Raw genomic sequence first — 24,292 nt, 5'->3', positions numbered from 1 at the left:
TCTTCCGGAATGCCCGCTTGGCTGTGATGACCGTCGCGAAGATGATCACCCGGTCGAGTGACTACGAACGTTCCCGGGCACGAAGAAGGCCCCCACCGGTTCGCCGGCGGGGGCCTTCTTCGTGCGGTCTTACTCCGTGGCTTCTTCCGAGCCTTCGCCCGTCTTGGCCTTGGCGTCGGCCGGCTTCGGGGCGCGGCCGTTGCGGGAGCTGCGGCGCGGCTGGCGCGGGGCCGGCGGGGGCGGGGCGATCTGCTGGACGGTCGGGCCGCCGCCGAGCATCAGCTCCGCGAACGTCGCCATCGCCTCGTCGAGCTGGCCGCCGATGCGGCGGACGCTCTCGTCGTTGCTCTTGCGGACCAGCGAGTCCACCGAGTCGGAGTCCGGCTGCTTGGCCAGCGTGTCCTCGACCTTCGACAGGCCGCTCTTGAGCGCGCCGTCGAGGTCGCCGATGCCGGAGAGGAAGCCGTCCTCCACCTTGTCGAGGCGGCCGGCCAGCTCGTCGAGGCGGGTGGTGACCGTCTCGAGCCGGTTGCCCAGGTTCTCCAGGCGGTCCGAGGCGTCGATCATCTCGCCGGTCTCGGTCAGCGCCGTCTTGAGCGCCTCGGTGTTCGCGCCGATCCGCTCCTTGGTGGCGCGGTCCAGCTCGTCGACCTTCGCGCGCAGCTCGTGGTCGGCGGTGTCGACGCGCTCGCGCAGCGTCGACTCGGCCTGCTCGATCCGCTCGCGGACCGGGCCGTGCACCGACTGCGGCAGCGAGTCGAGCTTGCCGTCCTGCTTGTCGAGGTGCCCGCCCAGCTCGTCGAGCCGGCGGTGGATGTTCTGGAGCTTGTCCTCGAGCCCGTCCATCCGCCCGGCGACGCCTTCGAAGCGCGCGGCGACGCCGTCGAGGCGGCCGTCGAGCTGCGCGAAGGGCTTGGCGAGCTTGTCCGGGAGGGCCTCGATCGCGCGGGTCAGCGCGGCGAGCGCGTTGTCCTGGGCCTCGAGGCGGGACATCGCCTCGTCGAGGCGCTCGGCCAGGACGCCGACCTCGGTGCGGTCGGGCATCTCGGACAGCCGCTTGCGGACCGCGCCCAGCGAGTCCACCGGCGCGAGGCGGGCGTAGATGTCGTCGAGCGCGTCGAAGATCTGCTGCTGCTCGCTCTCACGCACTTCGGCCGCGCGCACCAGCATGTTGCGCATCCGGTCGAAGGACGGGGCGGCAATGTGGTTGTCAGTGGTCACTGCTGTGTGTCCTTCGTCGGCGGGGAAATGGAGGGACGTGCCACGAAGCTTATCGATTGCAAAAATTGCTGTCTGTATGGCCCCCGTGAAGAGCCTATTGCGGAGGCTGCCCCCGGATGGCCGATTCGTCGCATGATCGTCAACGCTGAGGGTTAGCCCGAGCCTGAGACTTACGGCCATGTAGGGGAATGACAACGAGGTTACCGTTGGGGGATGCCTGACGAAAGCCCTGTTCTGACCAGCGAGACGCTCCGCCGCGCGCCCAAGGTCCTGCTGCACGACCACCTGGACGGCGGCCTCCGCCCGGCCACCGTCGCCGAGCTCGCCGAAGCCACCGGTTATGCCGGTCTGCCCACCACCGACCCGGCCGAGCTGGGCACCTGGTTCCGCCGGGCGGCCGACTCCGGCTCACTCGTTTCCTACCTCGAGACGTTCGCGCACACGTGCGGCGTGATGCAAACGGAGGAAGCGCTGGTCAGGGTCGCCGCCGAGGCCGTCGAGGACCTGGCCGCCGACGGCGTCGTCTACGCCGAGGTGCGCTACGCACCGGAGTTGTTCGTCGAACGCGGTCTGTCACTCGATGCGGTGGTCGAGGCCGTCCAGGCGGGGTTCACGGAGGGCGCACGCCGGGTGGCCGCGAACGGCGGCAGCATCCGGGTCGGGACGTTGCTCTGCGCGATGCGCCAGCACGCCCGCGCCCTCGAGATCGCGAACCTGGCCGTCCGCTACCGCGACGCCGGCGTCGCCGGCTTCGACATCGCCGGACCCGAAGACGGATTCCCGCCGACCCGCAATCTCGACGCTTTCGAGTATTTGCGGCAGAACAATGCGCATTTCACCATTCACGCCGGCGAAGCGTTCGGGCTGCCGTCCATTTGGGAGGCGATTCAGCATTGCGGCGCCGAGCGGCTCGGGCACGGCGTGCGGATCGTGGAGGACATCAAGACCGACGCGGACGGCACGGTCCACCTTGGACGGTTGGCCGCGTACGTCCGCGACCGCCGCATCCCCCTGGAGATCTGCCCGACGTCGAACGTCCAAACAGGCGCGGCGCGCTCGATCGCCGAGCACCCGCTCGCCCTGCTCAAGCGGCTGCGCTTCCGGGTGACCGTGAACACGGACAACCGGCTGATGAGCGGATGCACGATGACCAGCGAATTCACCACTCTGCACGAGACCTTCGGGTACGGCCTCGACGACTTCCGCTGGTTCACGATCAACGCGATGAAATCCGCGTTCATCGATTTCGACGCCCGGCTCGCGCTGATCGACGACGTCATCAAGCCCGGGTACGCCGCGCTGAGCTGAACCCCCCGCTGGGTGCTTGCGGTCCTTAGCCTTGCCAACTATCGTTCACCATATAGGAAGTTGTTCTCAGATATTGAGACGGTGACGAAGATGGCGCAGGTCGCGGACGGTTCGGTCGAACGGGTGCAGGCGAGTTCACGGCGGTGGCTCATCCTCGCGCTCGGCCTCGCCGCGCAGACCGCGAGCTGCTCGTTCCTCTACGGCATCCCGTTCCTGGTCCCGGCCATGCGCGAGGCGGAGGGGCTGACCCTGGCCGAGGCCGGCACAGTCGTCGCGGCGCCGAGCATCGGTCTTCTGTTCACCCTGATCGTGTGGGGCGCGGCTGCGGACCGTTACGGAGAGCGTCTGATCATGGCCCTCGGACTGGCGGCCTCGGGGTTACTCCTGGTGTACGCCGGGGTCGGAACTCACCCGGTCGGGCTGCTCTTTGGGGTGTTCTTGGCAGCCGGCGCGTGTACGGCTTCGGTGAACGCGGCGAGCGGTCGCGTCGTGATGGGCTGGTTCGCGAAGTCCGAGCGCGGCGTGGCGATGGGGATCCGCCAGACGGCCCAGCCGCTCGGCGTGGGCGTCGCGGCGCTGGGGCTGCCGCCGCTGGCCGCGCACTTCGGGTTCCGCGCGGCGGTCCTGCTGCCGGCCGGGCTGGCGATCGCCGTCGCGCTGCTGGTGGCGTGGCTGGTGACGGACCCGCCGCGGCCGCCTGCTTCGGCTTCGGGTGCGAAGCCGCCGTCGCCGTACCGGCACGCGACGCTGTGGCGGGTCCACGGCGCGAGCGCGCTGCTGGTGGTGCCCCAGTTCGCGGTGTCGGCGTTCGCGCCGGTGTACCTGGTGGCGGTGCAGCACTGGAGCCCGTTGTCGGCGGGCTGGTACCTGGCGGTGGTCCAGGTGCTGGGCGCCGCGGGGCGGCTCGGCTCGGGGTGGTGGTCGGACCGGGTGGGCAGCCGGTTACGGCCGATGCGCCAGCTGGCGGTGCTGAGTTGCGCGGTGATGCTGCTGGTGGCGGTGGGGGACGCGTCCTGGCCGTGGCTGGTGCTGCTGGCGTTGGCGCTGGCGGGGGTGATCACGGTGGCGGACAACGGGCTGGGCTTCACGGCCTCGGCGGAACTGGCGGGCCTGGCCTGGTCGGGGCGCGCGATGGGGACGCAGAACACGGGCCAGAACATCGCGGCGTCGTTGACCCCGCCGTTGCTGGGGTTGGTGATCGGGGACAGCCGGTACGCATTGGCGTTCTGCGTGGCGGCGGTGTTCCCGGCGTTGGCGGTGTTGGTGGTGCCGGTGCGCGCGGAACACGCTTCGGAGGGCTGAGGGCCCGCGGGGGCGCCCCCCGTCTCCAGCGTATCGGCCGCCACCGACACGAACCGGCCGCGGCTGAGACGGGCGGGCCGAGTTGTCCACAACCGGACCGGGCTGTGGACGGATGCGGCCGGCCCGGGCGGCGACGTCATGAATGAGTCATTCATGACGCCAGATGACATGAATGACTCATTCATGGCACCGCAGACGACGAAGGCCGCCTCCCCAACCACGGGAGGCGGCCTCCGAAAAAGATCAAGCCACCGTCAGCCGGTTCTCGAAACCCTCCACGAGCTTCCGCCAAGCGCTCTGCTCCGCGTCGAACGGCGCCGACGGCTCGAGGCGCGTCGGGTCCGGGCGGAGCACGAACGACACCAGCCAGCCCAGGCTCTCGTTGCCCGCCAGCGCCGTCTCGGCCGAGTCGTCGCCCGCCCAGTCCGCCGCGTCCGTGATCAGCTCGACCGCCAGCTCCAGCTGCGTCGGGTCGATCGACTCCGGGCCCTCTGCGATGTCCGCGTCCAGGCCCGTCAGCACGTACGTGTTCTCCGGGTCGACCTCGATCTCCAGCTCGCCGGCCGTCGCCTTGGCCAGGACCTCGTCCCACGTGGACACGTCCGCGAGGTCCGTGTCGGCCAGGTCCTTGCCGTCGGCCAGCGCGCGGGCCAGGGCCTTCTCCGACGTGAACACGTCGATCTCGCCCTCGCTGCCCAGGAACACCGGGGTGTCGTCCAGGTAGCAGCGCAGCGTGTAGTACTCCGCGCCGGACGTGATGATCTTGATCGGGTCGATGCCCACCTCGGCCCAGAAGCCGACCGGGCCCTCTTCTTCTTCCTCGTCGTCGTCTTCGGAAGCCGAGTCCAAGGCCTCGAGGTCCTCTTCGCCCTCGGCGCCGGCCTCGGCCTCCGCGGACTCCTCGTGGAACGCCGCCAGCTCCTCGGCGGTCTGCTCGAGGACCTTCTCGTCGACGTCCGGCACCGTCACCAGGCCGTCGATCGCGTCCAGCACGGTGTCCCACTTCGTCGACACCGTCTCGGACAGGTCGTTCCACACCTGGACGCCGACGCTCCCGGTGAACGGGAGGGTGCCCTGGTCCAGCAGCGAGAAGCCCTCGGTCGAGTCGAGGATCTCGTGCACCTCTTCGAGGTCGCAGACGTCCGCGAGCGACCGCACGATGCCGACGATCTCCGCCAGCTCGGCGATGTGCCAGACGTCCGGCTCCTCGGCGACGAGCTCGGGCACGCCGACGAGGTCGTACGTGTGGTCCTCGTCCGGGATCAGCTCGGGCACGTTCAGCGACGGCACCGCGTCCCACGCCGGGTGGTCGATCAGGTCGTGCCGCTCCGACGTGCGGACGAAGGCGGCCAGGTGCGCGGCGTCCGGGAAGGCGTACAGGTCGTCCTCGTCGCCGAGGAACGCTTCCCACTCCTCGCCGTCTTCCCGCCAGCGCGGGGCCCACAGGGTGACGACGTCGCCCTGCGGCAGCCCGAGTTCGATCGGGATGATGTCCTGTGCCATTCCTAAGCCCTCCGGTGTACCGCCCGTGTGCGCGCGACACCGTATCTCCCGGTCGAAGCGCGGTAACGCGAAGCCTACGGGTTTACCACGCGCGATGCGATCGCCCCTGCCGACTTTGCGACGAGCGGATGGCACGATGGACGTCTGATGACACTTACAGACCTCCTGCCTGCGGATCCCGACCCCGACGCCCTCTTCGAAGCGTTCACGACCTGGACGGCCGATCGGGGCATCGAGCTGTACCCGGCGCAGGAGGAGGCGGTGATGGAGGTCGTCTCCGGATCGAACGTCATCCTCTCGACGCCGACCGGCTCCGGGAAGAGCCTCGTCGCCGTCGGCGCGCACTTCACCGCGCTCGCGCAGGGCCGCCGCAGCTACTACACCGCGCCCATCAAAGCCCTCGTCTCGGAGAAGTTCTTCCAGCTCATCGAGATCTTCGGCGCCGACAACGTCGGGATGATGACGGGTGACTCCAGCGTCAACCCGGACGCCCCGATCATCTGCTGCACGGCCGAAATCCTGGCGAACATCGCGTTGCGGTTCGGTGCCGAGGCGCCCGTCGGGCAGGTCGTCGCCGACGAGTTCCACTTCTACTCCGAGCCCGACCGCGGCTGGGCGTGGCAGGTGCCGCTGCTCGAACTGCCGAAGGCGCAGTTCGTCCTGATGTCGGCGACCTTGGGCGACGTGTCCTTCTTCGAGAAGGACCTCACCCGCCGCACCGGCAAGCCGACCGCCGTCGTCACGTCGGCGCAGCGCCCGGTGCCGCTGACCTTCCGGTACGCGCTCACGCCGCTGCACGAGACGATGTCCGAGCTGCTCAACGGCGGCCAGGCGCCCGTCTACGTCGTGCACTTCTCGCAGGCCGCGGCCATCGAGCGCGCGCAGACGCTGATGAGCATCAACGTCACGACGAAGGCCGAGAAGGAGTCCATCGCCGAGCTGATCGGCGACTTCCGGTTCTCCGCCGGCTTCGGCAAGACGCTCTCGCGGCTGGTCCGCCACGGCATCGGCGTGCACCACGCCGGCATGCTGCCCAAGTACCGCCGATTGGTCGAGACCTTGGCGCAGTCCGGGCTGCTCAAGGTGATCTGCGGGACCGACACGCTCGGCGTCGGCATCAACGTGCCGATCCGGACGGTCGTGTTCTCCGCGCTGACCAAGTACGACGGCGTCCGCCAGCGCCACCTCAAGGCGCGCGAGTTCCACCAGATCGCCGGCCGCGCCGGGCGGGCGGGCTACGACACCGACGGCTACGTCGTCGTCCAGGCGCCCGACCACGTCGTCGAGAACGCGAAGGCGCTGGAGAAGGCGGGCGACGACCCGAAGAAGAAAAAGAAGATCGTCCGGAAGAAGGCCCCGGAGGGGTTCGTCAACTGGACCGAGAGCACGTTCGACCGGCTGATCGCGGCCGAGCCCGAGCCGCTGACGTCGAGCTTCAAGGTCACGCACTCGATGCTGCTGAACGTGATCTCACGGCCGGGCAACGCGTTCGACTCGATGCGCCACCTCCTGGAGGACAACCACGAGGACCGCGCGTCGCAGCGCAAGCTGATCCTGCGCGCCATCGCGATCTACCGCGCGCTGCTCGCCGCCGGCGTCGTCGAGCGGCTGTCCGAACCGGACGATCAGGGCCGGATCATCCGGCTCACCGTCGACCTGCAGTTCGACTTCGCGCTCAACCAGCCGCTTTCGCCGTTCGCGCTGGCCGCGATCGAGCTGTTCGACCTGGAGTCGCCGAGCTACCCGCTCGACGTCGTGTCCACTGTGGAAGCCACGGTGGACAACCCTCGGCCGGTGCTGTCGCAGCAGCAGTTCAAGGCGCGCGGCGAGGCCGTGAACGCGATGAAGGCCGAGGGCATCGAGTACGACGAGCGGATGGAGCTGCTCGAGAACATCACGTACCCGAAGCCCCTGGAAGAGCTGCTGCAGGGCGCGTTCCACAGCTACCGCCAGGGTCACCCGTGGGTCGACGACTACGAGCTGTCGCCCAAGTCCGTCGTGCGCGACATGTACGAGCGCGCGATGAACTTCGTGGAGTACATCGGGTTCTACCAGCTGGCCCGGTCGGAAGGCCTGGTGCTGCGCTACCTCGCCGACGTCTACGACGCGCTGCGCCACACGGTGCCCGACGAGGCCAAGACCGAGCCGCTGCAGGACCTCATCGAATGGCTGGGCGAGCTCGTCCGGCAGGTCGACTCGAGTCTCCTGGACGAGTGGGAGGCGCTGCGGCACCCGACGGAAGAAGGGCCGCCGTCGCACCAGCCGCCTTCGACGCCGCCGGGCGTGACGCGCAACGAGCGCGCGTTCCGCGTCCTGGTGCGCAACGAGCTGTTCCGCCGGGTCGAGCTGTTCGCGCGGCGGGCGTGGAACGTGCTGGGCGAGCTCGACGCCGCTTCCGGCTGGGACGCCGAGGCGTGGCAAGACGCGATCGAGGACTACTTCGAGGAGTACGACGCGCTCGGCACCGGCCCGGACGCGCGCGGCCCGAAGCTGCTGATGATCGACCAGCAGCCGGACGTCTGGAAGGTCCGCCAGATCTTCGACGACCCGGCGGGCGACCACGACTGGGGCATCAGCGCGGAGGTCGACCTGGCCGCGTCCGACGAGGCGGGGATGGCCGTGGTGCGCGTGACGGAGGTGGGCGCGCACTGACCGTTGCGGATTCCTGACTGGTCAGTCATCGTGATCCCATGGTGGCGACAGTGCGGGAGCACCGGATCGGCGACGTGCGCTGGACGATCGTCCGAGGTCCCCGGGAAGCCGCTTTCCACGCGCTGGGTGCGCACGCGGCGGCCGACATCCGGACCGTTCTGGACGGACTGCCGGCCTGGCCGGTGACCGCGCGGGCCCGGCGGTCACCGGTGCTGTTCCGGGCGATCGAGTCGGCGTCCCAGGTCGAGCACCCGGACGCGTACGCCGAGCTGACGGCGCTGGCCGCGGGGGCGGGCGTGCCGTTCGACGACCTGCTGCTGGCCAACCTGCGCGGCGACTTGGGCGCGGGCGACGGGACGGGCTGCACGGACCTGGCGTGGGCGCCTTCCTTGCTGGGCCACAACGAAGACGGCGCACCGGTGTTCGACGGCATCGGCCGCCTGCTGACGCTGCTGATCGACGGCGAGCCGGGTGTGTGCGTGTGGTGGTACCCGGGGTTCCTGCCGTCGAACACGTGCACGGTGACCACGCACGGGCTGGTGTGGGGGATCGACAGCGTGAACGTGGTGACGCCATCGCCGTGCGCGGGCCGCCACTTCGTGGCGCGGACGGCCCAGCGCGCGACGTCCGTCGCGGAAGCGGTTTCCGTGCTGCGGTCGCACGCTTCGGCCGGCGGGTTCGCGTACACGATGGGCCAGGTCGGTTCGCCTTCGTTGGTGGTGGTCGAGAAGGCCGGGCACGATACCGCCGTGACCACTGTGGATAGTGGTTTTTCGTGGCACACCAACCACTTCCGCCAGTTGCCGCCCTCACTGGATTCGGCTTCGGAGGAGAGTTTGGCGCGTGCTGAAGTGTGCGCGCACCTGGCTCCGGTGGCGCCGGACGCGAAGTGGCTGGTTTCGGCGTTGACGTCGGCGGTCCACCGCAACGCGTCCGACGGCGACGAGCTGATGACGCTGAGCACGGTGGTGACGGATTTGGCTTCGGGTGAGGTGACGGTGGTTCCGCGTGGCGGCGGGCCGTTGCGCGCCCGGGCGGCGGATCTGGCGCTGGGCGACATCGACGCAGTCACTGCGCTCAACGGCGCAATCCCGGGGGAGTAGCCGGGAATCCGGGCTAGCGTGGAGGGCTCCGGAGCCTGGGAGGGACTATGAAGCGCTTGCTGGCGGGGATCTTCGTGGCGGCGGCGGTGGCGGTGGGTTTGGCCCCGGCGGCGTCGGCGGCATCGATGGTGGAGTACGCGTTGCTGGCGCCGGCTCCGGTCGAGTACGGAACCGACGCCACCGCTATCGAATACGGCCTCTGACGCTCAGCCCATCGGCGTCAGGATCGCCTGGGCGTCCTCGCCCGCGAACCACAGCCCGATGGCGAACGCCGCCGTCGCTTCGAGCAACGCCGCGCGGTCCAAGCCGCCCGCGAGCACCGGCTTTGCGCCGATGTCGCGGGCCAGGGTGCTCACCGCTTCCAGCGCCGCCGGGTCGTCGCCGCACAGCGGGACCGACAGCGGGCGGCCGGCGAACACCGGTGGCGTCATCCGCCAGACGTCCACGTGCGCCAGGTTGAACGCCTTCACCACGTGGGCCTCCGTCACGATCCGCGAAGCCACCGGGGCGCCGGTCAGCGCCGGGTCGTTGGTGCAGTCCACCAGGACCTTTCCGGCCAGCGGCCCGGCCTTCGCGAGGACCTCGCCGATGGCCGCCGACGGGATGGCGAGCAGGACCACGTCGGCGAACGCGGCCACCTCGCGCCACGTTCCGGTCCGGCGCCCGGCCACCCTGATCTCGTGGCCCGCGCGCGCCCACTGGGTGCCGAGCGCGTCCGCCATTCCGCCCGTGCCGAAGATCCCGATCCGCATGCCGCCTCCTTGTGCTTGGCTGTACCAGCACGACGGTAGGAACCCGGGAAGGAACCGAACGGTAACCATGGACTTCCTCGCCGACTGCCGGACGCGGCTCGCGTTCGACCTGGTCGCCAACACCTGGCACCCGGTGGTGCTCTGGGCGTTGCGCGACGGCCCGCGCCGGCACGTCGACCTGCGGCGGACGATCGGCGGCATCAGCGCCAAGGTGCTCACGGAAGCGTTGCGGCGCCTGGAATCCGACGGTCTCGTCGAGCGCCGCGAAGGCGCCTACGCGCTCACGGCGCTGGGTTCAAGCTTCCTGGAGCCGATCGAGGGCTTTGGGCGGTGGGCCGCTGAGCACGGCGACGACGTCGTCGCCGCTCAAAACCGAGCGCGATCAGCGTGACCAGCGACAACGCCGGGAGCGGGTAGCCGAGCAGCAGCCCGGCGGTGACGTCGACCGCGGGTGCGCCGATCCCGGCCACGAAGATCCAGGTCGGCGCGGTCGGCGGCTTCGCGGTGGGGGACCACGGCGTTCTGCGGCCCGGTTTCGCGACCGAAAGCCAGGCCTGGAACGCCAGCGCGCTCGCCATCAGCGACGCCCCGGCGATCTGCGGCCACGCGACGGCGCCGGTGTCGGCGGACTCGCGCAGCGCGGGGGAGAGCAGGAAGATCCCGGCGTAGAGCTGGATCAGCGTCAGGGCGAACTTGATCAGCACCCACCAGTGCCGGAAGTAGCCCCACGCGGTCGCGCCGGCGAGCAGGAGGCCGGTGAACGCGGAGACGTTCGCCATCGGCGCGAGCAGGACGGAGTCGAGGCGGTCGGCCGGCGCGGGCGAGCCCGACGACATCAGCACGACGAGCGCGAGGGCCTGGCTCATCCAGGCGACCGACGAGACGACGTGCAACCAGACCACGGCGTGGCGCCAGCGAGGGGAAGTTTTCACGGGTTCCAGGCTCGCGGAGCGCCGACGCGGGCACATCGGGCGCGACCCGGGTTTCGCCCCGGAGCCGGGGAAGAGCGAACTGCGCCAGGGGAAGTACGCGGCCGGGGTGGGGATACTCCCGCGGGAGTAGGTCGGCCGCGCGGGTGGGCTCGCGTGGCATGGCCGGGTGAGAAAGCCTCGCCTCGCCTCGCCTCGCCTCGCCGCGGGGCGGGGCCGGCCGGGGCGGGTGGTGCAGTTCGGGCACCAGGCGCAGCCGGGCAGGTGGGCCGCGCCGCTCGGCCGCCAAGCGGGCGAGCCCCTGTGCTCAGCTACCCGGCGTGGGCGGGTTCTTAGCCGCCAGCGCCAGCAACGGCACCGCCGCCGCCGCGTCGGTGATCAGCGTCGACACCATCCCCGACCTCAGCACCGCGTCCACCGCCGCCGCCTTCGGCCTGCTGTACCCCAGTGCGATCACCTCCGGCACCGCCATCAGCTCCTCATGGCTGATCGCCAGCACATGATGAGCCAACCCCGTCGACAAGGCGTTCCCGGACGCGTCGAACAACCGCGCCGCCACCTCCGCCGTGGCCCCGCGAGCCGCGATCGCCGCGCGCTCGGCCTCGTCCAACGCGTCGTACACCGTCGACTCGCCCGGCTGCCACGCCCCGATGCTCACCACCGCCTTGGTCAGCGACCGGAACTGGCCGAACGTCTCCGCGATCCCCGGCTGGCGCCGCAACGTCTCGGTCGTGCGCCGGTCCGGGAGCACCAATGGCCCGAAGATCGGGTACGCGTCGCCGCCGGACACCGACGTCACGCGGCTGACCGTCTCCACCGAGCGGCCGCGCATGTCCATCCCCGCCTGGACCCCGCACAGCTGGACGATCGGGCACCGCGGCAACGACCGGATCGCCTCCGTCATCGCGTTCACCGACCGGGCCCACGACAAGCCGATCACGTCCGACGGCGTCGCGATCTCCTCCAGCAGCCGGGCCGCCAACGTCCCGATCTTGGCCCGGACCACCTCCCGCGGCTCCCGCTCGGTTGAGCGTTCGAGCACCAGCGCCTGCTTCAGGCCGTACGCCGAGCGCACCTCGTCCGACAACGCCAGGTCAACCGGCGCCGGCAGCGAGAACTCCACCCTGACCAGGCCCGACTCCATGGCCGTGTCGAGCATCCGGGCCACCTTGAACCGGCTGACGCCGAACTCGTCGGCGATCTCCAGCTTGGAGCGTCCCTGCACGTAGAAGCGCCGGGCGACGGTGGCGAGCAGCATCGCTTCCGAGAGCGAAGCACCCTTGCGAGAAGCGCTCATCTGAGCACTATAGCGCGAAATCTGCCCGAAAGGTTGACGTAACACCGACGTCAGACCTCTAATGCCTTCACATGTTCTCGACGCCATAGGTCAACGCCGCTCATATGAGCGCGAGAAAGGGGCTAGGCATGCGTGCCGCCATCGTCGACCGGCCCGGTGAGATCAGGGTCGGCGAGGTGCCCGATCCGAAACCCGGGGAACGTCAGGTCGTCGTCAAGGTCGGAGCGTGCGGGATCTGCGGGACCGACCTGCACATCGCGGACGGGCACTTCCCGCCCACCCCGTACCCCATCGTCCCCGGGCACGAGTTCGCCGGGGAGATCGTCGAGCTCGGCGCGGACGTGCCGGGCGAGTGGAAGGTCGGCGACCGCGTCGCCGTCGACCCGTCCCTGTTCTGCGGCTACTGCGGCCCGTGCCGCGCCGGCCACGGGAACCTCTGCGCGAACTGGGGCGCCACCGGCGACACCGTCAACGGCGCCTTCGCCGAGTACGTCGCCGTCCCGTCGTCCACCTGCTACCGCATGCCCGACTCGATGACCTGGGAACAGGGCGCGCTGGTCGAGCCCGTCTCCTGCGCGGTGCACGGCGTGCGCCGCGTCGGGGTCGAAGCCGGAGAGCGCTTCCTCGTCGTCGGCGCCGGGACCATGGGCCTGATCATGCAGCAGCTGCTGCAGCGCTCCGGCGCGCAGGTCACGGTCGTCGACCGCAACGAAGCCCGCTTGCCACGGGCGAAGAGCCTCGGCGCCGTCGCCACCGCGAAGGACGTCAGCGACCTGAACGGCGAGAAGTTCGACGTCGCCGTGGACGCCACCGGCGCCGCGCCCGCCATCGAAGCCGCCTTCGACTCGATCCGCCGCGGCGGCCGGCTGCTCGTCTTCGGCGTCGCGCCGGCGGAAGCCCGCGTCGCGCTTTCGCCGTTCCGCATCTACAACGACGAGATCACCATCGTCGGCTCGATGGCCGTGCTGCACAGCTTCGGCACGGCGCTCGACCTCGTCGCGAATGGTGCGATCGACACCGACTCGCTGCTCACGGACCGGTTGCCGCTGGAGCAGTACCCCGAGGCGCTGGCCAAGATGCGCAGCGGCTCGGGCCTCAAGGTGCAGGTACTCCCGGGAGGCGGCCGTGCGTAAGCTCCTCACCCTCTTCGCCGCGACGTCGCTGCTGGTCACCGGCTGCGCGGGCGCGGGCTCGATCGGCCAGGGCAACAGCACGCTCGTCATCGCGATCGTGTCCAACCCGCAGATGAAGGACGCGATTTCGCTCGCGCCGGAGTTCGAGAAGGCCACCGGCATCAACCTGAAGTTCGTGTCGCTGCCGGAAAACCAGGCCCGCGCGAAGATCACCGCGTCGACCGCCACCGAGGGCGGCGAGTTCGACGTCGTCATGATCAGCAACTACGAGGCCCCGCAGTGGGCGGCCAACGGCTGGCTCGAGAACCTCGAGCCGCACATGGCGTCGACCCCGGGCTACGACGAGGGCGACTTCATCCCCAGCATCAAGCAGTCGCTGTCGTACCAGAACCAGATGTACGCGGTGCCGTTCTACGGCGAGTCGTCGTTCCTGGCCTACCGCAAGGACCTCTTCGACAAGGCCGGGATCACCATGCCGGCCAAGCCGACGTGGCAGCAGATCGCCGACTTCGCCGCGAAGCTGGACGACAAGGCGGCTGGTGTCAGCGGGATCTGCCTGCGCGGCAAGCCCGGCTGGGGCGAAAGCCTCGCGCCGTTCACGACCGTGGCCAACACCTTCGGGGCGCAGTGGTTCGACAAGGACTGGAACGCCAAGCTGACCTCGCCGGAGTTCACCGAGGCCGCGAACTTCTACGTCAACCTGATCCGCCAGCACGGCGAAGTCGGCGCCTCCAGCGCCGGGTTCTCCGAGTGCGGCACCCGCTACACCCAGGGCCAGGCCGCGATGTGGTACGACGCGACGGTCATGGCCGGCACCAACGAGGACCCGTCGAGCAGCAAGATCGTCGGCAAGTCCGGGTACGCGCCGGCGCCGGTCGTCAAGACCCAGGCCAGCGGCTGGCTCTACACCTGGGCGCTCGGCATCCCGAAGGTCGCCAAGGACAAGGACGCGGCCTGGAAGTTCATGGCCTGGATGACCGACAAGGCGTACGTGCAGAAGGTCGGGGCGACCTACGGCTGGAACCGCGTCCCGCCGGGCGTGCGCCAGTCGACGTACGCGATCCCCGACTACGCCAAGGCCGCGGCGGCCTACGCCAAGCCCACTTTGGACGGTATCGCCGACGCGAACCAGCAGAAGGCCATGGCGAACCCGGTGCCCTACCCCGGCATCCAGTTCGTCGGCATCCCCGAGTTCCAGGACCTGGGCACCCGGGTGAGCCAGCAGCTGTCGGCGGCGATCGCCGGCCGCGAGTCCGTCGAAGACGCCCTGAAGCAGTCCCAGGACTACGCCCAGACGGTGGGCGACTCCTACAAGGCGGTGCAGTGATGTCCACGCTCTCCGTAGATGCCCCCACCTCCCACACCCACGCGAAGGCCGAGGAAAAGAAAGGCCTGAGCACGGCGGCCAAACGGCGGCTGCCGCTGCTGCCCGCGCTGATCTTCGTCGTCGCGGTGACGCAGCTGCCGTTCCTGCTCACCGTGTTCTACTCGTTCCAGTCGTGGAACCTCGTCCGGCCCGGCTCCCGGCACTTCGTCGGCCTGGACAACTACATCGACGTCTTCAGCGACACGACGTTCCTGGTGGCGCTGCTCAACACCGTGCTGCTGACGGTGGTGTGCGTGCTCGTCGCGCTGCTGCTCGGCCTCGGCCTGGCGATCCTGCTCGACCGGAAGTTCTTCGGCCGCGGCGTCGTCCGGACGCTGCTGATCACGCCGTTCCTCATCCTCCCGGCGGCCGGCGCGCTGCTGTGGAAGACGACGGTGTTCGACCCGACGTACGGGCTGCTGCACTTCGTCTTCGGCACCGACGTCGACTGGCTTTCGGAGTTCCCGCTGGCGTCGGTGATGGCGCAGATCGTGTGGCAGTGGACGCCGTTCATGATGCTGCTCATCCTGGCCGGCCTGCAGAGCCAGTCCAAAGAGGTCCTGGAAGCGGCCTCTGTGGACGGTGCCAGCCGGTGGCGCACGTTCGTCTCCATCACGCTGCCGCACCTGTCCCGGTTCCTGCAGCTGGCGACGCTGCTGGGCGCGATCTACATCGTGAACAGCTTCGACGCGATCTTCCTGATGACGCAGGGCGGGCCGGGCACGGCCAGCACCAACCTGCCGTACTACATCTACCAGCGCGCGTTCGAGGGCTTCGACGTCGGCCAGTCGTCGGCGATGGGCGTGATCGTCGTGATCCTGACGATGATCGTCGCGACCTTCGCGCTGCGCTTGATGTTCCGGACCTTCTCGGTGAGCGGAGGGATCAAATGACCACCATCGCCCCTCACAAGCGGCAGTACGGCAAGGGTTCGCTGACCGTCGCGACCTGGATCCTGGCCATCCTGTTCGTCTTCCCGCTGCTGTGGATGATCCTCACGGCGTTCAAGCAGGAGGCGGACGCCTACACCGACCCGCCGAAGCTGTTCTTCACCCCGACGTTCGAGCAGATCGGCAACGTCCTCGGCGGCGGGTTCCTGCCCTATCTGTCCAACTCGGCGTTCGTCACGATCATCTCGACGGCGCTGGTGCTGCTCTTCGGCGTCCCGGCGGCGTACGCGCTGTCGCTGGCTCCGGTGAAGGGCACGTCGAACGCGCTGGGCTTCTTCCTCTCGACGAAGATGCTGCCGATCGTGGCGGCGATCATCCCGCTGTACATCATCTCCCAGAACACCGAGCTGCTGGACACGGTGTGGGCGCTGGTCATCCTGTACACGTCGATGAACCTGCCGCTGGCCATCTGGATGATGCGGTCGTTCTTCCTCGAGGTGCCGCACGAGATGATCGAGGCGGGCCGGATCGACGGCGCGAACCTGCCGACGCTGCTGCGCAAGATCATCATGCCGGTGGTGGCGCCCGGGATCGCGGCGACCGCGCTGATCTGCGTCATCTTCTCCTGGACCGAGTTCTTCTACGCGGTCAACCTGACGGCGGCGCGGGCCGGCACGGTGCCGGTGTTCCTCGTCGGGTTCATCACCAGTGAGGGCCTCTACTGGGCCCAGCTTTCCGCCGCCGCGCTGCTGGCCTCGCTGCCGGTGATGATCGTCGGCTGGATCGCGCAGAACCACCTCGTCCGCGGGCTGTCGATGGGAGCGGTGAAGTAGCCATGGCCGGAGTCAGTTACGAGCAGGCGTCGCGGATCTACCCGGGCGCGCAGGAGGTTCGCGCGGTCGACAAGCTCGACCTCGCGGTCCCGGACGGGGAGTTCCTGGTGCTGGTCGGACCGTCGGGGTCCGGCAAGTCGACGGCGCTGCGGATGCTCGCGGGGCTGGAGGACATCGACGAGGGCGCCATCCACATCGGCGACCGGGACGTCACGCACCTGCCGCCGAAGGACCGGGACATCGCGATGGTGTTCCAGTCCTACGCGCTCTACCCGCACATGACGGTCGCCGACAACATGGGCTTCGCGCTGAAACTGCGTGGACTGTCCAAAGCGGACATCGACGCCAAGGTGGCCGAAGCCGCCAAGATGCTGGACCTGACTCGGTTTTTGGACCGGAAGCCGAAGGCGCTGTCCGGCGGGCAGCGGCAGCGCGTCGCGATGGGCCGGGCGATCGTGCGCGAGCCGAGCGTGTTCCTGATGGACGAACCACTGTCCAATCTGGACGCGAAGCTGCGCGTGGAGACCCGCGCGAACATCGCGAAGCTGCAGCAGCGGCTGGGCACGACGACCATCTACGTCACGCACGACCAGGTCGAGGCGATGACGATGGGCGACCGGGTGGCGGTCTTGAAGGACGGCGTCCTGCAGCAGTGCGCGACGCCGCGGGAGCTGTACGAGAACCCGAAGAACAGTTTCGTGGCGGGGTTCATCGGCTCACCGGCGATGAACCTGGCGACGCTGCCGCTGACCGAGGGCGGCGTGCAGCTGGGTGACGTCGTCCTGCCGCTGCCGCGTTCGGTGGTCGCCGCGGCCGGTGACCTGCGCGAAGTGGTCTTCGGTGTCCGGCCGGAGTCGCTGGAGCTCGTCTCCGAAGGCGGCTTCGAGCTGGTGGTGGAGCTGGTGGAGGAGCTGGGCGCGGACGCGTACCTGCACGGCAAGGTGGGCGACGACCGGTTCGTCGTCCGGGTCGACGGCCGCACCCCGCCCCGGATGGGCGACAACGTCCGGGTCGGATTGCGCGGCGAAGGCGAGACCCACGCCTTCCACCCGGAGACCACGCTGCGTCTCTCCTGAAAAGTTCAGGCCACGGCCACCTCGCGGGAACCCCTTACCCGCGAGGTGGCCGTTCCCAGGTCACTCCTGCAGGGAAAGGGCCTGGCTGGGGCACACGTGCACCGCTTCGCGGGCCTTCTCGACCAGCTCGCCCTCGGGCGTCTCGTTCAGGACGATGACCGTGCCGTCGTCCTCGCTCTGGTCGAACAGCGCGGGCTCGGTGAGCACGCACTGCCCGGCGCCGACGCACTTGCCGGTGTCCGCGATGATCTTCATGGTCCTTCTTTCCTGTGGTGGGATGGCAGTCCGATCTCTACCAGGTCACCGGGAGCCGGTACAGCCCGTAGATGTTCGCGTCGTCCTTGAACGGCAGATCATCCACCGAAGCGGCCAGCGCCAGCGTCGGGACGCGGCGGAAGAGCGTGTCGAAGACGATCTGCAGCTCCATCCGGGCCAGGTTCTGGCCGAGGCACTGGTGCGGGCCGAAGCCGAACGCGACGTGGTGCCGCGCGCCGCGCTCGATGTCCAGCTCGTCGGCGTTCTCGAACGCCCGGGGGTCGCGGTTCGCCGCGTAGCCCAGCGCCAGCACGCCTTCTCCGGCGCGGATCAGCCGGCCGCCGACCTCGACGTCCTCGACGCACAGGCGCGCTGTCGCCGCGTCGACGATCGTCCAGTAGCGCAGCATCTCCTCGACCGCGTCGAGCGTCTTGCCCGGGTCGGTTTTGATCGCCGCGAGCTGCTCCGGGTTCTGCAGGAACGCCACGGTGGACAGCGAAATCATGTTCGCCGTCGTCTCGTGCCCGGCCACCAGCAGCAGGAAGCCCGTCGCGGCCAGCGACTCCCGCCGGTAGGTGCCGTCCTCGCGGAGCTTGACGATCTGCCGGCCGAGCAGGTCGTCCGGCGGGTTGTCCTCCTTCTTCGCGATGAGGTCGGCCATGTAACCGCGGATGGTGTCGAACGCCGCCCGTCGCTCCTCGGGCGGCGTCGCGCGCTTGATCAGCTTGGCCGTGTGCTCCTGGAAGAAGCCGTGGTCGGCGTACGGGACGCCGAGCATCTCGCAGATCACCAGCGACGGCACCGGCAGCGACAGCGCCTCGACCAGGTCACCCGGCTTCGGCCCGGCCAGCAGCGCGTCGATCTGCGTGTCGACGATCTCCTGGATCCGCGGCCGCAGCGCCTCCATCCGGCGGACGGTGAACTCGCCGAGCACGGCCTTGCGCGCCGGCCCGTGCTCGGGCGCGTCCATGGTGATCATGGTGCGCTCGTCGCCCTGGCGCCGGAACCCGCCCTTGACCAGCTGCGGGAAGTCCGGGTGCTGGCGGTCGGCGCTGAACCGGCGGTCGTTCAGCACGGTCCGGACGTCCTCGTGCCGGGTGACCACCCAGGCCCAGCCGCCGTCGGGCAGCCCCACCTTCGAGACCGCCTCCTCTTCCCGGATCTCCTCGTACGCCGGCGGCGGCGCGAACGGGCAGGTGCGGGTCATCGGGAACTCGTGCTGTTCGACGGTGGTCATGGCGTCCCCCTTCACCAGGTCACGGGCAGGCAGTAAAGACCGAAGATCTGCGAGTCGTGCTTGAACGGGAGCTGGTCGACGGGCGCGGCCAGCTTCAGCTCCGGGATGCGGCGGAAGAGCGTGTCGAAGACGATCTGCAGCTCCATCCGGGCCAGGTTCTGCCCGAGGCACTGGTGCGGGCCGAAGCCGAAGGCGACGTGGTGGCGGGCGCCGCGCTCGAGGTCGAGCTTGTCGGCGTCCTCGAACGCGGTTTCGTCGCGGTTGCCGGAGTAGCTCAGCCCGAGGACGCCCTCGCCTTCGCGGATCAGCTGCCCGCCGATCTCGACGTCCGCCGTGGCGACGCGGGAGGTCGCGAACTCCGCGATCGTGAAGTACCGCAGCAGCTCCTCGACGGCGTCGAGCGTCTTGCCGGGGTCGTTCTTGATGATCGCCAGCTGGTCCGGGTTCTCCAGCAGCGCGACGGTGCCGAGCGAAATCATGTTCGCCGTCGTCTCGTGGCCGGCGAGCAGCAGGAGGAACGCGAGCGAGACGAGCGAGTCGTGGTCGACGTCGCCGTGCTCTTCGCGCTGCTTGAGGACCTGGCGGCCGAGCAGGTCGTCGGTCGGGTCGGCCTCCTTGGCGCTGACCAGCTGGTCGAGGTAGCCCTGCATCTCCTCGACGGCTTGCATCCGCGCTTCCTGCGTCACCTCCCGGTTCAGCAGGGTGGAGCTGCGCGACTGGAAGAAGTCGTGGTCGGCGTACGGGACGCCGAGCTGCTCGCAGATGACCAGCGACGGCACCGGCAGGCTCAGCGCGGAGACGAGGTCGGCGGGCTTCGGGCCGGCCAGGATCGCGTCGATGTGCTCGTCGACGATCTGCTGGATCCGCGGCTGCAGCGCCTTCATGCGCTTGACGGTGAACTCGCCGACGACCTCGCGGCGGGCGGTGGTGTGCTCCGGCGCGTCCATGTTGATCAGCGACGCGGTGAAGCGGCGGCGCTGCGGCCGGCCCTGCTTCGTCAGGATCGGGAAGCCCGGGTTGAACCGGTTCGAGCTGAACCGCGGGTCGGTCAGCATCTGCCGGACCTCTTCCAGGCGGGTGATGGCCCAGGCCTCGGAGCCGTCGGGCAGGCCGACGCGCCGGACCGGGCCCGCTTCGCGCAGCTTCTCGTACGCCGGTGGTGGGGCGAACGGGCAACTGCGGGCGAGCGGGAAGACGTCGCCCTGGGTGGTGGGTTCGGCGACTTCGGTCATTTCGGGCCCCCTAAAGCGGACGTAAAGTATGCGGAGGATTACATTCCGGTTCTAGGCCCAAGGTACCGAAGCGGAAGGAAGTCGTCCACTAGCTAACGGGTGACCCGATGCGGATCCGGTGCGTGGCCGCTTGACCATGCGAGAATCAGGCCGCGCGATTCAGCGGAAGGCGAACGGCATGACGGCAGACCCCGAGACCACCCTGCGGGCGGACGCGCGCCGCAACCGCGACCAGATCCTGGCCGCCGCGAAGACCATCTTCGCCGTCTCCGGGCCCGAGGTGCCGATGGAGGAGATCGCCCGCGCGGCCGGCGTCGGCGTCGGGACGCTCTACCGCCGGTTCCCGGACCGGGACGCGCTGGTGCGCGCGGTCGCGATGGACAACTTCGAGCGGGTGCTGGTCGACGCCCGGACGATCGCCGCCGAGGAGACGTCGGCGTGGCGCGCGCTCGAGCGGCTGCTGCGGCAGTCGGTGGAGCTGCAGCTGAGCATCCAGCTGGCGATGGTGTCGCACCGGGCGCTGGTGATCCTGAAGAACGACCCCGAGGTCCGGCGGCTGCGGGACGAGATCCTCGAAGTCCTCGACGAGTTCGTCGACGGCGCGAAGGCCGAGGGCCGGCTGCGGCTCGACGTCGGATCGGGCGACATCGCGATCCTGCTCGCGACGCTGCTGCGGCAGGTGCGCGCGAAGTCCCCGGACGTGGCGGAGATGGCCGCGCGCCGGTGCGTCGGCATCATGATCGACGGTCTCAGCGCGCGGCCGGGCACCGAGCTGCCGGGCCGCCCGCTCACGTCGCACGATCTGGACCCCGTGACCGACCACGCCTGATTCCGCGTTTTTCGTGTTAGGGTTCCGCCTCGTTCTGCCGAATTGTGGCTTGCGGGCGGGAAAATGCGACGAAGAATTTTGTTGTTGGCGATTCCCTTTCTGGTCGTGACGGGCTGTGGCGCGGGTCCGGTCGCCGGCGCGGCGGCTCCGGCTTCTTCGCCTTCGTCCCCGTTGCCGTCGCCGTCTTCGCCCTCGCCTTCGTCGAGTACTGCTCTCGCACCGCCGACGTCGGTCGCTTCTCGTTCGGTGGTACCGACTCCGACCCCGCCGTCGACGACCCCGGTGCGCGGCTGCCGCAGCCCGGAGTTCACGACGTCCGAGCCCGACGGCGGCTGGTCGGACGGCGGCTACTACGTCCACAACAACATGTGGAACACGGACGAGGCGGGCCCGGAAACACTGCGGGCGTGCGCGTACGACAACTGGTACGTCGAATCCAGCCAACCCGACTCGACGTCGGTGAAAACCTATCCGAACGTCCACAAGGACATAAACGACCAGAACGGGAAACCGGTCAACGACTATTCGGTGATCCGTTCGACGTTCGCCGGCCGCGGCCCGGGCGTGGGCATCTACGACGTGGCGTACGACCTGTGGCTGAACGGCGTGGGCGACGGACCGGGCGTCAGCGAGCTGATGGTGTGGACGGAGAACCTGAAGCAGCAGCCATCGGGCGACAAGCTGACGACGTACACGGCGGGCGGCTTCACGTACGACGTGTGGGCGGACGACGACGGGTACGTGGCGTTCGTGTCCCGGTCGACGCAGTATTCGGGGAGCATCGACCTGAAGGCGATGATCGCCTGGGCGATCGGCAAGGGACTGCTCCCGCCCAATCCGACGGTGAACCAGATCGGGTACGGGATCGAGTTCTGTTCGACGGGCGGGGGCAAGGCGCGGTTCACGCTGACGGACTTCTCGGTGACGATGAGCTAGCGGGCGTACCGCTGGATGGTGCGCGGGGAGGGCCGGAGGACAGGCCACCCGACGACGACGTCGACGACCCCGAGCGCGAACGCGATCAGCGGCATGATCAGGAAGACGAAAATCCCGAAGGTGATCTGGACGTCACCCTCCGCCTGAGGCTCCGACCAGGTCAAACCGCTGCTGTAGAAGAGGTAGAACAGCGGGAGGACGACGACCGAGACGCCGCCGCCGCACAGCGGGCCGACGGACATGGAAGCCGGCCGGAGCCGCAGGATGTGGCCGGTCCCGCCCGGGTGGTGCCCGACCTCGACCCAGGTCGGCGCGAACAGCAGCGCGATGCCGGACATGAGCAGCAGCACGGCGCTGAACATGCCGAGCATGACGGAGATGCCGTTGGTGACGTTCTCGCTGGTCGGCAGGGTGTAGCCCATGACGGGGACGGCGACGCACATGGCCAGCGCGACAACCGTGGTGACGGCGCCGAGGAGCGGCAGGGTCCGTTTCAGCTTGGCGGCGAGGCGGGGAGGGATCCAGACGTAGGCCCGCGGGTCCATCCGGAAGTCGGCCATGGTCACTCGTTGATCCGCCAGTCGCCGGGGTGCGACATGGTCGTGGTGTTCGTCCGTTCCCACTGGTCGCCGAGAGCGTCGACCTTGGCTTGGATGGAGTTCTGCTCGGTCTCGATCACGTCCAGCAGCGTCTCGATCGCGACGACGGTGCCGGCGATCGCGGCGACGGCCATGGAAATCGCTGCCGAGATGATCCCGAGCGTCAGCGGCAGGCCCACGACGGTGAGCGCGCTGAGGATGGCCGACACGAGAGCGGCGAGAAGTCCGCCGACGATTATCTTCATGGCGAGCCAGAAGGATTCGATGCCGTTGGCGAGGCTGGTGAGCGAGTCGCGCATCTGCTCGCCGAGGTCCTTCATTGGGTCCAGGTGCTCGAGTTGCGCCTGAACCGCGACCTTGTAGGTTTCGGCGCCCCGGCCTTTCCATTGGATGTTGGCCTTCAGCTTGTCCAGGTGCAGCGTGCTCGCGATCTCGTCGACCGTGTGCGAGAACTCCTCGATCCACTGCTGCCCGACCTGTTTGAGCTTGTCGGGATCGCCTCGTTCGGTCCAGAACTGCTCGGTTGCCCGCCGGTAGGCGGCGAACTTCTCGTTGATGTGGTTCACGAGGTCGATCACCGGCTGGACCAGGGCCTCGAGGGCGCTGGGTACCCATTCGAGGAGATCGCGGACCTTGTCCATGAACTCCCCGAACTTCTCTTCGATGGCGCGCAGGTCGTCCAGGGTCCGATCGATGATCGCGGTACCGCCGGGTGCAGTCATGATCTTCCCCTCAGTGCCCGTCGAGCTTGCCGAGGCGGCTCGCGTGGCCGGCTTCGGCTTGTTCGTAGATGGTGGCGCCGTTGAGCAGGCTGCCTGCGATGCCGCGGAAGTTCTCGGAGCCTTGAGCGAGCAAGCGGTCGAGCTTCGCGCGCATGTCGTTGTAACGGCGGTCGAAGCCCCTGACGGACGCGTAGCTCATGACGTCCGCCGGGGTGAGTTCCAGCGGTGCCACGATGCCACGCACCTGGTTGAGGTTGTCGGCTGCCTGATCCCAGGTCGCGGCATCCGAGCGGAGGGCTTCGAGGGCGACTTCGACGTCGCTCATCGGCGATCACGTCCTTCGAGGTGGCCGGTGGGCGGGGTGAGGCCGACCCGGCGCAGGAGCCGGGCGGGGTCGGCCAGCAACCCCATCAGTTCGGTGTAGGCGGGACTTTGCGGCTGCGGTGCGAAGTCCGAGGGAGCCGATCGGCGGTGCAGGGTGCGCAGCACGTCGAGCAACTCGCTCTCGACCTCGGCATTGCGGGCGATCGAAGCCCAGGTCGCGTCGAGGTCCAGGCCGAGGTAACGGCCGCTTCGGGCGCTGCCGCTCACATGGCCGCCGCTGCTTTCCGCGGTGACGACGCCAGTGCCGGCTGCGGACATCCGGGTCGAGAACTGTTCCAGTTCGGCTCGCACCGCGTCCTCGAGCCGGAGGACGTCCTGAGCCGTGAGCGGTGTCTCGTCCGCGTCGGCCGGTGGTCGCGGCAGCGGGTTCTCCTGGACTTCCCGGGCGCGCTGCGCCAGGGCGTCGATGGTCGCCGCGTTGGCGGCGGTCAGCACACTCGAGTGCAGGCCTCGGGGGTCGACCTTGCTCTTCCAGTCCTCGGCGAGCCTGACCTGCCGGACCTCGCCCCCGGGTGAGACCGTCACCGTCACGACCGAATCCTCGTCACGTCCGGCAGGGCCGTCCGGTTCCGGCTCGGCTTCGGACGGCGGTGGGCTTTCGCCGTCGTCCCAGAGGTCGGTCTCCGCCTCGAACGCCCATTCTTCGTCGTCCGGCACCTGCACCCTCCCCGATGCGTCACGCTGCGTACCTGGCAGGGACTGTACCGGTGATCGGGGTGAGCGTCAGCCGATC

At 69.2% G+C, this 24,292-nt stretch carries 25 protein-coding genes; 13 read left to right on the top strand and 12 right to left on the bottom strand.

Annotation, left to right across the window (positions count from 1 at the left end):
- Positions 1–129 precede the first annotated feature (129 nt).
- The gene (locus ACERZO_RS45090) at positions 130–1,221 is read right to left on the bottom strand and encodes a PA containing protein (protein ID WP_372672129.1); all 1,092 of its coding nucleotides are present in this window, start codon (positions 1,219–1,221) and stop codon (positions 130–132) included.
- Positions 1,222–1,434: 213 nt separating this feature from the next.
- Between ACERZO_RS45090 and ACERZO_RS45085 the strand changes: the two genes are divergently transcribed.
- Positions 1,435–2,529 (top strand): adenosine deaminase, encoded by a 1,095-nt coding sequence (locus tag ACERZO_RS45085; RefSeq protein ID WP_372672128.1) that lies wholly within the window; start codon positions 1,435–1,437, stop codon positions 2,527–2,529.
- Positions 2,530–2,619: 90 nt separating this feature from the next.
- On the top strand, positions 2,620–3,831 hold the full coding sequence (locus ACERZO_RS45080) for an MFS transporter (RefSeq protein ID WP_372672151.1): 1,212 nt from the start codon (positions 2,620–2,622) through the stop codon (positions 3,829–3,831).
- Between the two features lie 243 nt (positions 3,832–4,074).
- On the opposite strand, the gene ACERZO_RS45075 is transcribed toward ACERZO_RS45080, so the two are convergent.
- Complete coding sequence (locus ACERZO_RS45075) at positions 4,075–5,334, bottom strand: primosomal protein (protein ID WP_372672127.1); 1,260 nt, start codon at positions 5,332–5,334, stop codon at positions 4,075–4,077.
- Between the two features lie 147 nt (positions 5,335–5,481).
- On the opposite strand from ACERZO_RS45075, the gene ACERZO_RS45070 reads away from it, so the two are divergent.
- Genes ACERZO_RS45070 through ACERZO_RS45060 form a run of 3 tightly spaced genes read left to right on the top strand, consistent with a single transcriptional unit; the run spans position 5,482 to position 9,292 of the window.
- The gene (locus tag ACERZO_RS45070) at positions 5,482–7,986 is read left to right on the top strand and encodes a DEAD/DEAH box helicase (protein ID WP_372672126.1); all 2,505 of its coding nucleotides are present in this window, start codon (positions 5,482–5,484) and stop codon (positions 7,984–7,986) included.
- Between the two features lie 38 nt (positions 7,987–8,024).
- The gene (locus ACERZO_RS45065) at positions 8,025–9,089 is read left to right on the top strand and encodes a C45 family autoproteolytic acyltransferase/hydolase (RefSeq protein WP_372672125.1); all 1,065 of its coding nucleotides are present in this window, start codon (positions 8,025–8,027) and stop codon (positions 9,087–9,089) included.
- Between the two features lie 47 nt (positions 9,090–9,136).
- Positions 9,137–9,292, top strand: coding sequence for a hypothetical protein (locus ACERZO_RS45060; protein ID WP_372672124.1), 156 nt, complete (start codon positions 9,137–9,139; stop codon positions 9,290–9,292).
- Positions 9,293–9,295: 3 nt separating this feature from the next.
- Here the strand turns inward: ACERZO_RS45060 and ACERZO_RS45055 are convergent, their stop codons facing one another.
- Positions 9,296–9,841 (bottom strand): NADPH-dependent F420 reductase, encoded by a 546-nt coding sequence (locus ACERZO_RS45055; RefSeq protein WP_372672123.1) that lies wholly within the window; start codon positions 9,839–9,841, stop codon positions 9,296–9,298.
- Between the two features lie 67 nt (positions 9,842–9,908).
- Between ACERZO_RS45055 and ACERZO_RS45050 the strand changes: the two genes are divergently transcribed.
- On the top strand, positions 9,909–10,232 hold the full coding sequence (locus tag ACERZO_RS45050; protein WP_372672122.1) for a winged helix-turn-helix transcriptional regulator: 324 nt from the start codon (positions 9,909–9,911) through the stop codon (positions 10,230–10,232).
- Here ACERZO_RS45050 and ACERZO_RS45045 read toward each other — a convergent pair.
- Together ACERZO_RS45045 and ACERZO_RS45040 are read right to left on the bottom strand one after the other, a co-directional pair.
- Positions 10,123–10,773 (bottom strand): hypothetical protein, encoded by a 651-nt coding sequence (locus ACERZO_RS45045; protein ID WP_372672121.1) that lies wholly within the window; start codon positions 10,771–10,773, stop codon positions 10,123–10,125. The genes ACERZO_RS45050 and ACERZO_RS45045 overlap by 110 nt on opposite strands.
- Before the next feature lie 304 nt (positions 10,774–11,077).
- Complete coding sequence (locus tag ACERZO_RS45040) at positions 11,078–12,067, bottom strand: sugar-binding transcriptional regulator (protein WP_372672120.1); 990 nt, start codon at positions 12,065–12,067, stop codon at positions 11,078–11,080.
- A gap of 128 nt (positions 12,068–12,195) precedes the next feature.
- On the opposite strand from ACERZO_RS45040, the gene ACERZO_RS45035 reads away from it, so the two are divergent.
- The 5 genes from ACERZO_RS45035 to ACERZO_RS45015 are packed head-to-tail and all read left to right on the top strand — an operon-like array spanning position 12,196 to position 17,365.
- Positions 12,196–13,200 carry a zinc-dependent alcohol dehydrogenase family protein gene (locus tag ACERZO_RS45035; protein ID WP_372672119.1) on the top strand — a complete coding sequence of 335 codons (1,005 nt, stop codon included), beginning with the start codon at positions 12,196–12,198 and terminating at the stop codon, positions 13,198–13,200.
- A complete protein-coding gene (locus tag ACERZO_RS45030; protein ID WP_372672118.1) occupies positions 13,193–14,527 on the top strand; it encodes an ABC transporter substrate-binding protein in 1,335 nt (444 codons plus the stop codon). The genes ACERZO_RS45035 and ACERZO_RS45030 overlap by 8 nt, the downstream gene beginning before the upstream one ends.
- The gene (locus ACERZO_RS45025) at positions 14,527–15,459 is read left to right on the top strand and encodes a carbohydrate ABC transporter permease (protein WP_372672117.1); all 933 of its coding nucleotides are present in this window, start codon (positions 14,527–14,529) and stop codon (positions 15,457–15,459) included. Before ACERZO_RS45030 ends, ACERZO_RS45025 begins: the two co-directional genes overlap by 1 nt.
- On the top strand, positions 15,456–16,289 hold the full coding sequence (locus ACERZO_RS45020; protein WP_372672116.1) for a carbohydrate ABC transporter permease: 834 nt from the start codon (positions 15,456–15,458) through the stop codon (positions 16,287–16,289). The genes ACERZO_RS45025 and ACERZO_RS45020 overlap by 4 nt, the downstream gene beginning before the upstream one ends.
- Positions 16,290–16,291: 2 nt before the next feature.
- Positions 16,292–17,365, top strand: coding sequence for an ABC transporter ATP-binding protein (locus tag ACERZO_RS45015; protein WP_372672115.1), 1,074 nt, complete (start codon positions 16,292–16,294; stop codon positions 17,363–17,365).
- A 60-nt stretch (positions 17,366–17,425) separates the two neighbouring features.
- On the opposite strand, the gene ACERZO_RS45010 is transcribed toward ACERZO_RS45015, so the two are convergent.
- The 3 genes from ACERZO_RS45010 to ACERZO_RS45000 are packed head-to-tail and all read right to left on the bottom strand — an operon-like array spanning position 17,426 to position 20,089.
- The gene (locus ACERZO_RS45010; protein WP_290056061.1) at positions 17,426–17,620 is read right to left on the bottom strand and encodes a ferredoxin; all 195 of its coding nucleotides are present in this window, start codon (positions 17,618–17,620) and stop codon (positions 17,426–17,428) included.
- Between the two features lie 37 nt (positions 17,621–17,657).
- Entirely contained in the window at positions 17,658–18,857 is a 1,200-nt protein-coding gene (locus tag ACERZO_RS45005; protein ID WP_372672114.1) for a cytochrome P450, read from the bottom strand.
- Between the two features lie 11 nt (positions 18,858–18,868).
- Positions 18,869–20,089: a cytochrome P450 gene (locus ACERZO_RS45000; RefSeq protein WP_372672113.1), complete on the bottom strand. Its 1,221-nt coding sequence runs from the start codon at positions 20,087–20,089 to the stop codon at positions 18,869–18,871.
- A 178-nt stretch (positions 20,090–20,267) separates the two neighbouring features.
- On the opposite strand from ACERZO_RS45000, the gene ACERZO_RS44995 reads away from it, so the two are divergent.
- Together ACERZO_RS44995 and ACERZO_RS44990 are read left to right on the top strand one after the other, a co-directional pair.
- Entirely contained in the window at positions 20,268–20,918 is a 651-nt protein-coding gene (locus ACERZO_RS44995; RefSeq protein WP_372672112.1) for a TetR/AcrR family transcriptional regulator, read from the top strand.
- 246 nt (positions 20,919–21,164) lie between these two features.
- Entirely contained in the window at positions 21,165–21,854 is a 690-nt protein-coding gene (locus ACERZO_RS44990; RefSeq protein ID WP_372672111.1) for a GH12 family glycosyl hydrolase domain-containing protein, read from the top strand.
- On the opposite strand, the gene ACERZO_RS44985 is transcribed toward ACERZO_RS44990, so the two are convergent.
- Genes ACERZO_RS44985 through ACERZO_RS44970 form a run of 4 tightly spaced genes read right to left on the bottom strand, consistent with a single transcriptional unit; the run spans position 21,851 to position 24,216 of the window.
- A complete protein-coding gene (locus tag ACERZO_RS44985; RefSeq protein ID WP_372672110.1) occupies positions 21,851–22,414 on the bottom strand; it encodes a hypothetical protein in 564 nt (187 codons plus the stop codon). The two genes, ACERZO_RS44990 and ACERZO_RS44985, sit on opposite strands and share 4 nt — an antisense overlap.
- Before the next feature lie 2 nt (positions 22,415–22,416).
- Positions 22,417–23,175 carry a hypothetical protein gene (locus tag ACERZO_RS44980; protein ID WP_372672109.1) on the bottom strand — a complete coding sequence of 253 codons (759 nt, stop codon included), beginning with the start codon at positions 23,173–23,175 and terminating at the stop codon, positions 22,417–22,419.
- Positions 23,176–23,185: 10 nt separating this feature from the next.
- Positions 23,186–23,500 (bottom strand): hypothetical protein, encoded by a 315-nt coding sequence (locus ACERZO_RS44975; RefSeq protein ID WP_372672108.1) that lies wholly within the window; start codon positions 23,498–23,500, stop codon positions 23,186–23,188.
- On the bottom strand, positions 23,497–24,216 hold the full coding sequence (locus tag ACERZO_RS44970; protein WP_372672107.1) for a hypothetical protein: 720 nt from the start codon (positions 24,214–24,216) through the stop codon (positions 23,497–23,499). Before ACERZO_RS44970 ends, ACERZO_RS44975 begins: the two co-directional genes overlap by 4 nt.
- Positions 24,217–24,292 lie beyond the last annotated feature (76 nt).

The organism is Amycolatopsis kentuckyensis (assembly GCF_041679295.1).
Classification (GTDB): Bacteria; Actinomycetota; Actinomycetes; order Mycobacteriales; family Pseudonocardiaceae; genus Amycolatopsis; species Amycolatopsis kentuckyensis_A.
This window is presented reverse-complemented; position numbering and strand designations above follow the sequence as displayed.

Excerpts from the sequence above, each read along its gene's own strand:
- ACERZO_RS44975 (WP_372672108.1), bottom strand. The coding sequence starts at position 23,500 with ATGAGCGACGTCGAAGTCGCCCTCGAAGCCCTCCGCTCGGATGCCGCG.
- ACERZO_RS45080 (WP_372672151.1), top strand. The coding sequence starts at position 2,620 with ATGGCGCAGGTCGCGGACGGTTCGGTCGAACGGGTGCAGGCGAGTTCA.
- ACERZO_RS45010 (WP_290056061.1), bottom strand. The coding sequence starts at position 17,620 with ATGAAGATCATCGCGGACACCGGCAAGTGCGTCGGCGCCGGGCAGTGC.
- ACERZO_RS45005 (WP_372672114.1), bottom strand. The coding sequence starts at position 18,857 with ATGACCACCGTCGAACAGCACGAGTTCCCGATGACCCGCACCTGCCCG.
- ACERZO_RS45060 (WP_372672124.1), top strand. The coding sequence starts at position 9,137 with ATGAAGCGCTTGCTGGCGGGGATCTTCGTGGCGGCGGCGGTGGCGGTG.
- ACERZO_RS45020 (WP_372672116.1), top strand. The coding sequence starts at position 15,456 with ATGACCACCATCGCCCCTCACAAGCGGCAGTACGGCAAGGGTTCGCTG.
- ACERZO_RS44985 (WP_372672110.1), bottom strand. The coding sequence starts at position 22,414 with ATGGCCGACTTCCGGATGGACCCGCGGGCCTACGTCTGGATCCCTCCC.
- ACERZO_RS45065 (WP_372672125.1), top strand. The coding sequence starts at position 8,025 with ATGGTGGCGACAGTGCGGGAGCACCGGATCGGCGACGTGCGCTGGACG.
- ACERZO_RS45055 (WP_372672123.1), bottom strand. The coding sequence starts at position 9,841 with ATGCGGATCGGGATCTTCGGCACGGGCGGAATGGCGGACGCGCTCGGC.
- ACERZO_RS45000 (WP_372672113.1), bottom strand. The coding sequence starts at position 20,089 with ATGACCGAAGTCGCCGAACCCACCACCCAGGGCGACGTCTTCCCGCTC.
- ACERZO_RS45050 (WP_372672122.1), top strand. The coding sequence starts at position 9,909 with ATGGACTTCCTCGCCGACTGCCGGACGCGGCTCGCGTTCGACCTGGTC.
- ACERZO_RS45075 (WP_372672127.1), bottom strand. The coding sequence starts at position 5,334 with ATGGCACAGGACATCATCCCGATCGAACTCGGGCTGCCGCAGGGCGAC.
- ACERZO_RS44980 (WP_372672109.1), bottom strand. The coding sequence starts at position 23,175 with ATGACTGCACCCGGCGGTACCGCGATCATCGATCGGACCCTGGACGAC.
- ACERZO_RS45025 (WP_372672117.1), top strand. The coding sequence starts at position 14,527 with ATGTCCACGCTCTCCGTAGATGCCCCCACCTCCCACACCCACGCGAAG.
- ACERZO_RS45040 (WP_372672120.1), bottom strand. The coding sequence starts at position 12,067 with ATGAGCGCTTCTCGCAAGGGTGCTTCGCTCTCGGAAGCGATGCTGCTC.
- ACERZO_RS45085 (WP_372672128.1), top strand. The coding sequence starts at position 1,435 with ATGCCTGACGAAAGCCCTGTTCTGACCAGCGAGACGCTCCGCCGCGCG.
- ACERZO_RS45035 (WP_372672119.1), top strand. The coding sequence starts at position 12,196 with ATGCGTGCCGCCATCGTCGACCGGCCCGGTGAGATCAGGGTCGGCGAG.
- ACERZO_RS45015 (WP_372672115.1), top strand. The coding sequence starts at position 16,292 with ATGGCCGGAGTCAGTTACGAGCAGGCGTCGCGGATCTACCCGGGCGCG.
- ACERZO_RS44995 (WP_372672112.1), top strand. The coding sequence starts at position 20,268 with ATGACGGCAGACCCCGAGACCACCCTGCGGGCGGACGCGCGCCGCAAC.
- ACERZO_RS45070 (WP_372672126.1), top strand. The coding sequence starts at position 5,482 with ATGACACTTACAGACCTCCTGCCTGCGGATCCCGACCCCGACGCCCTC.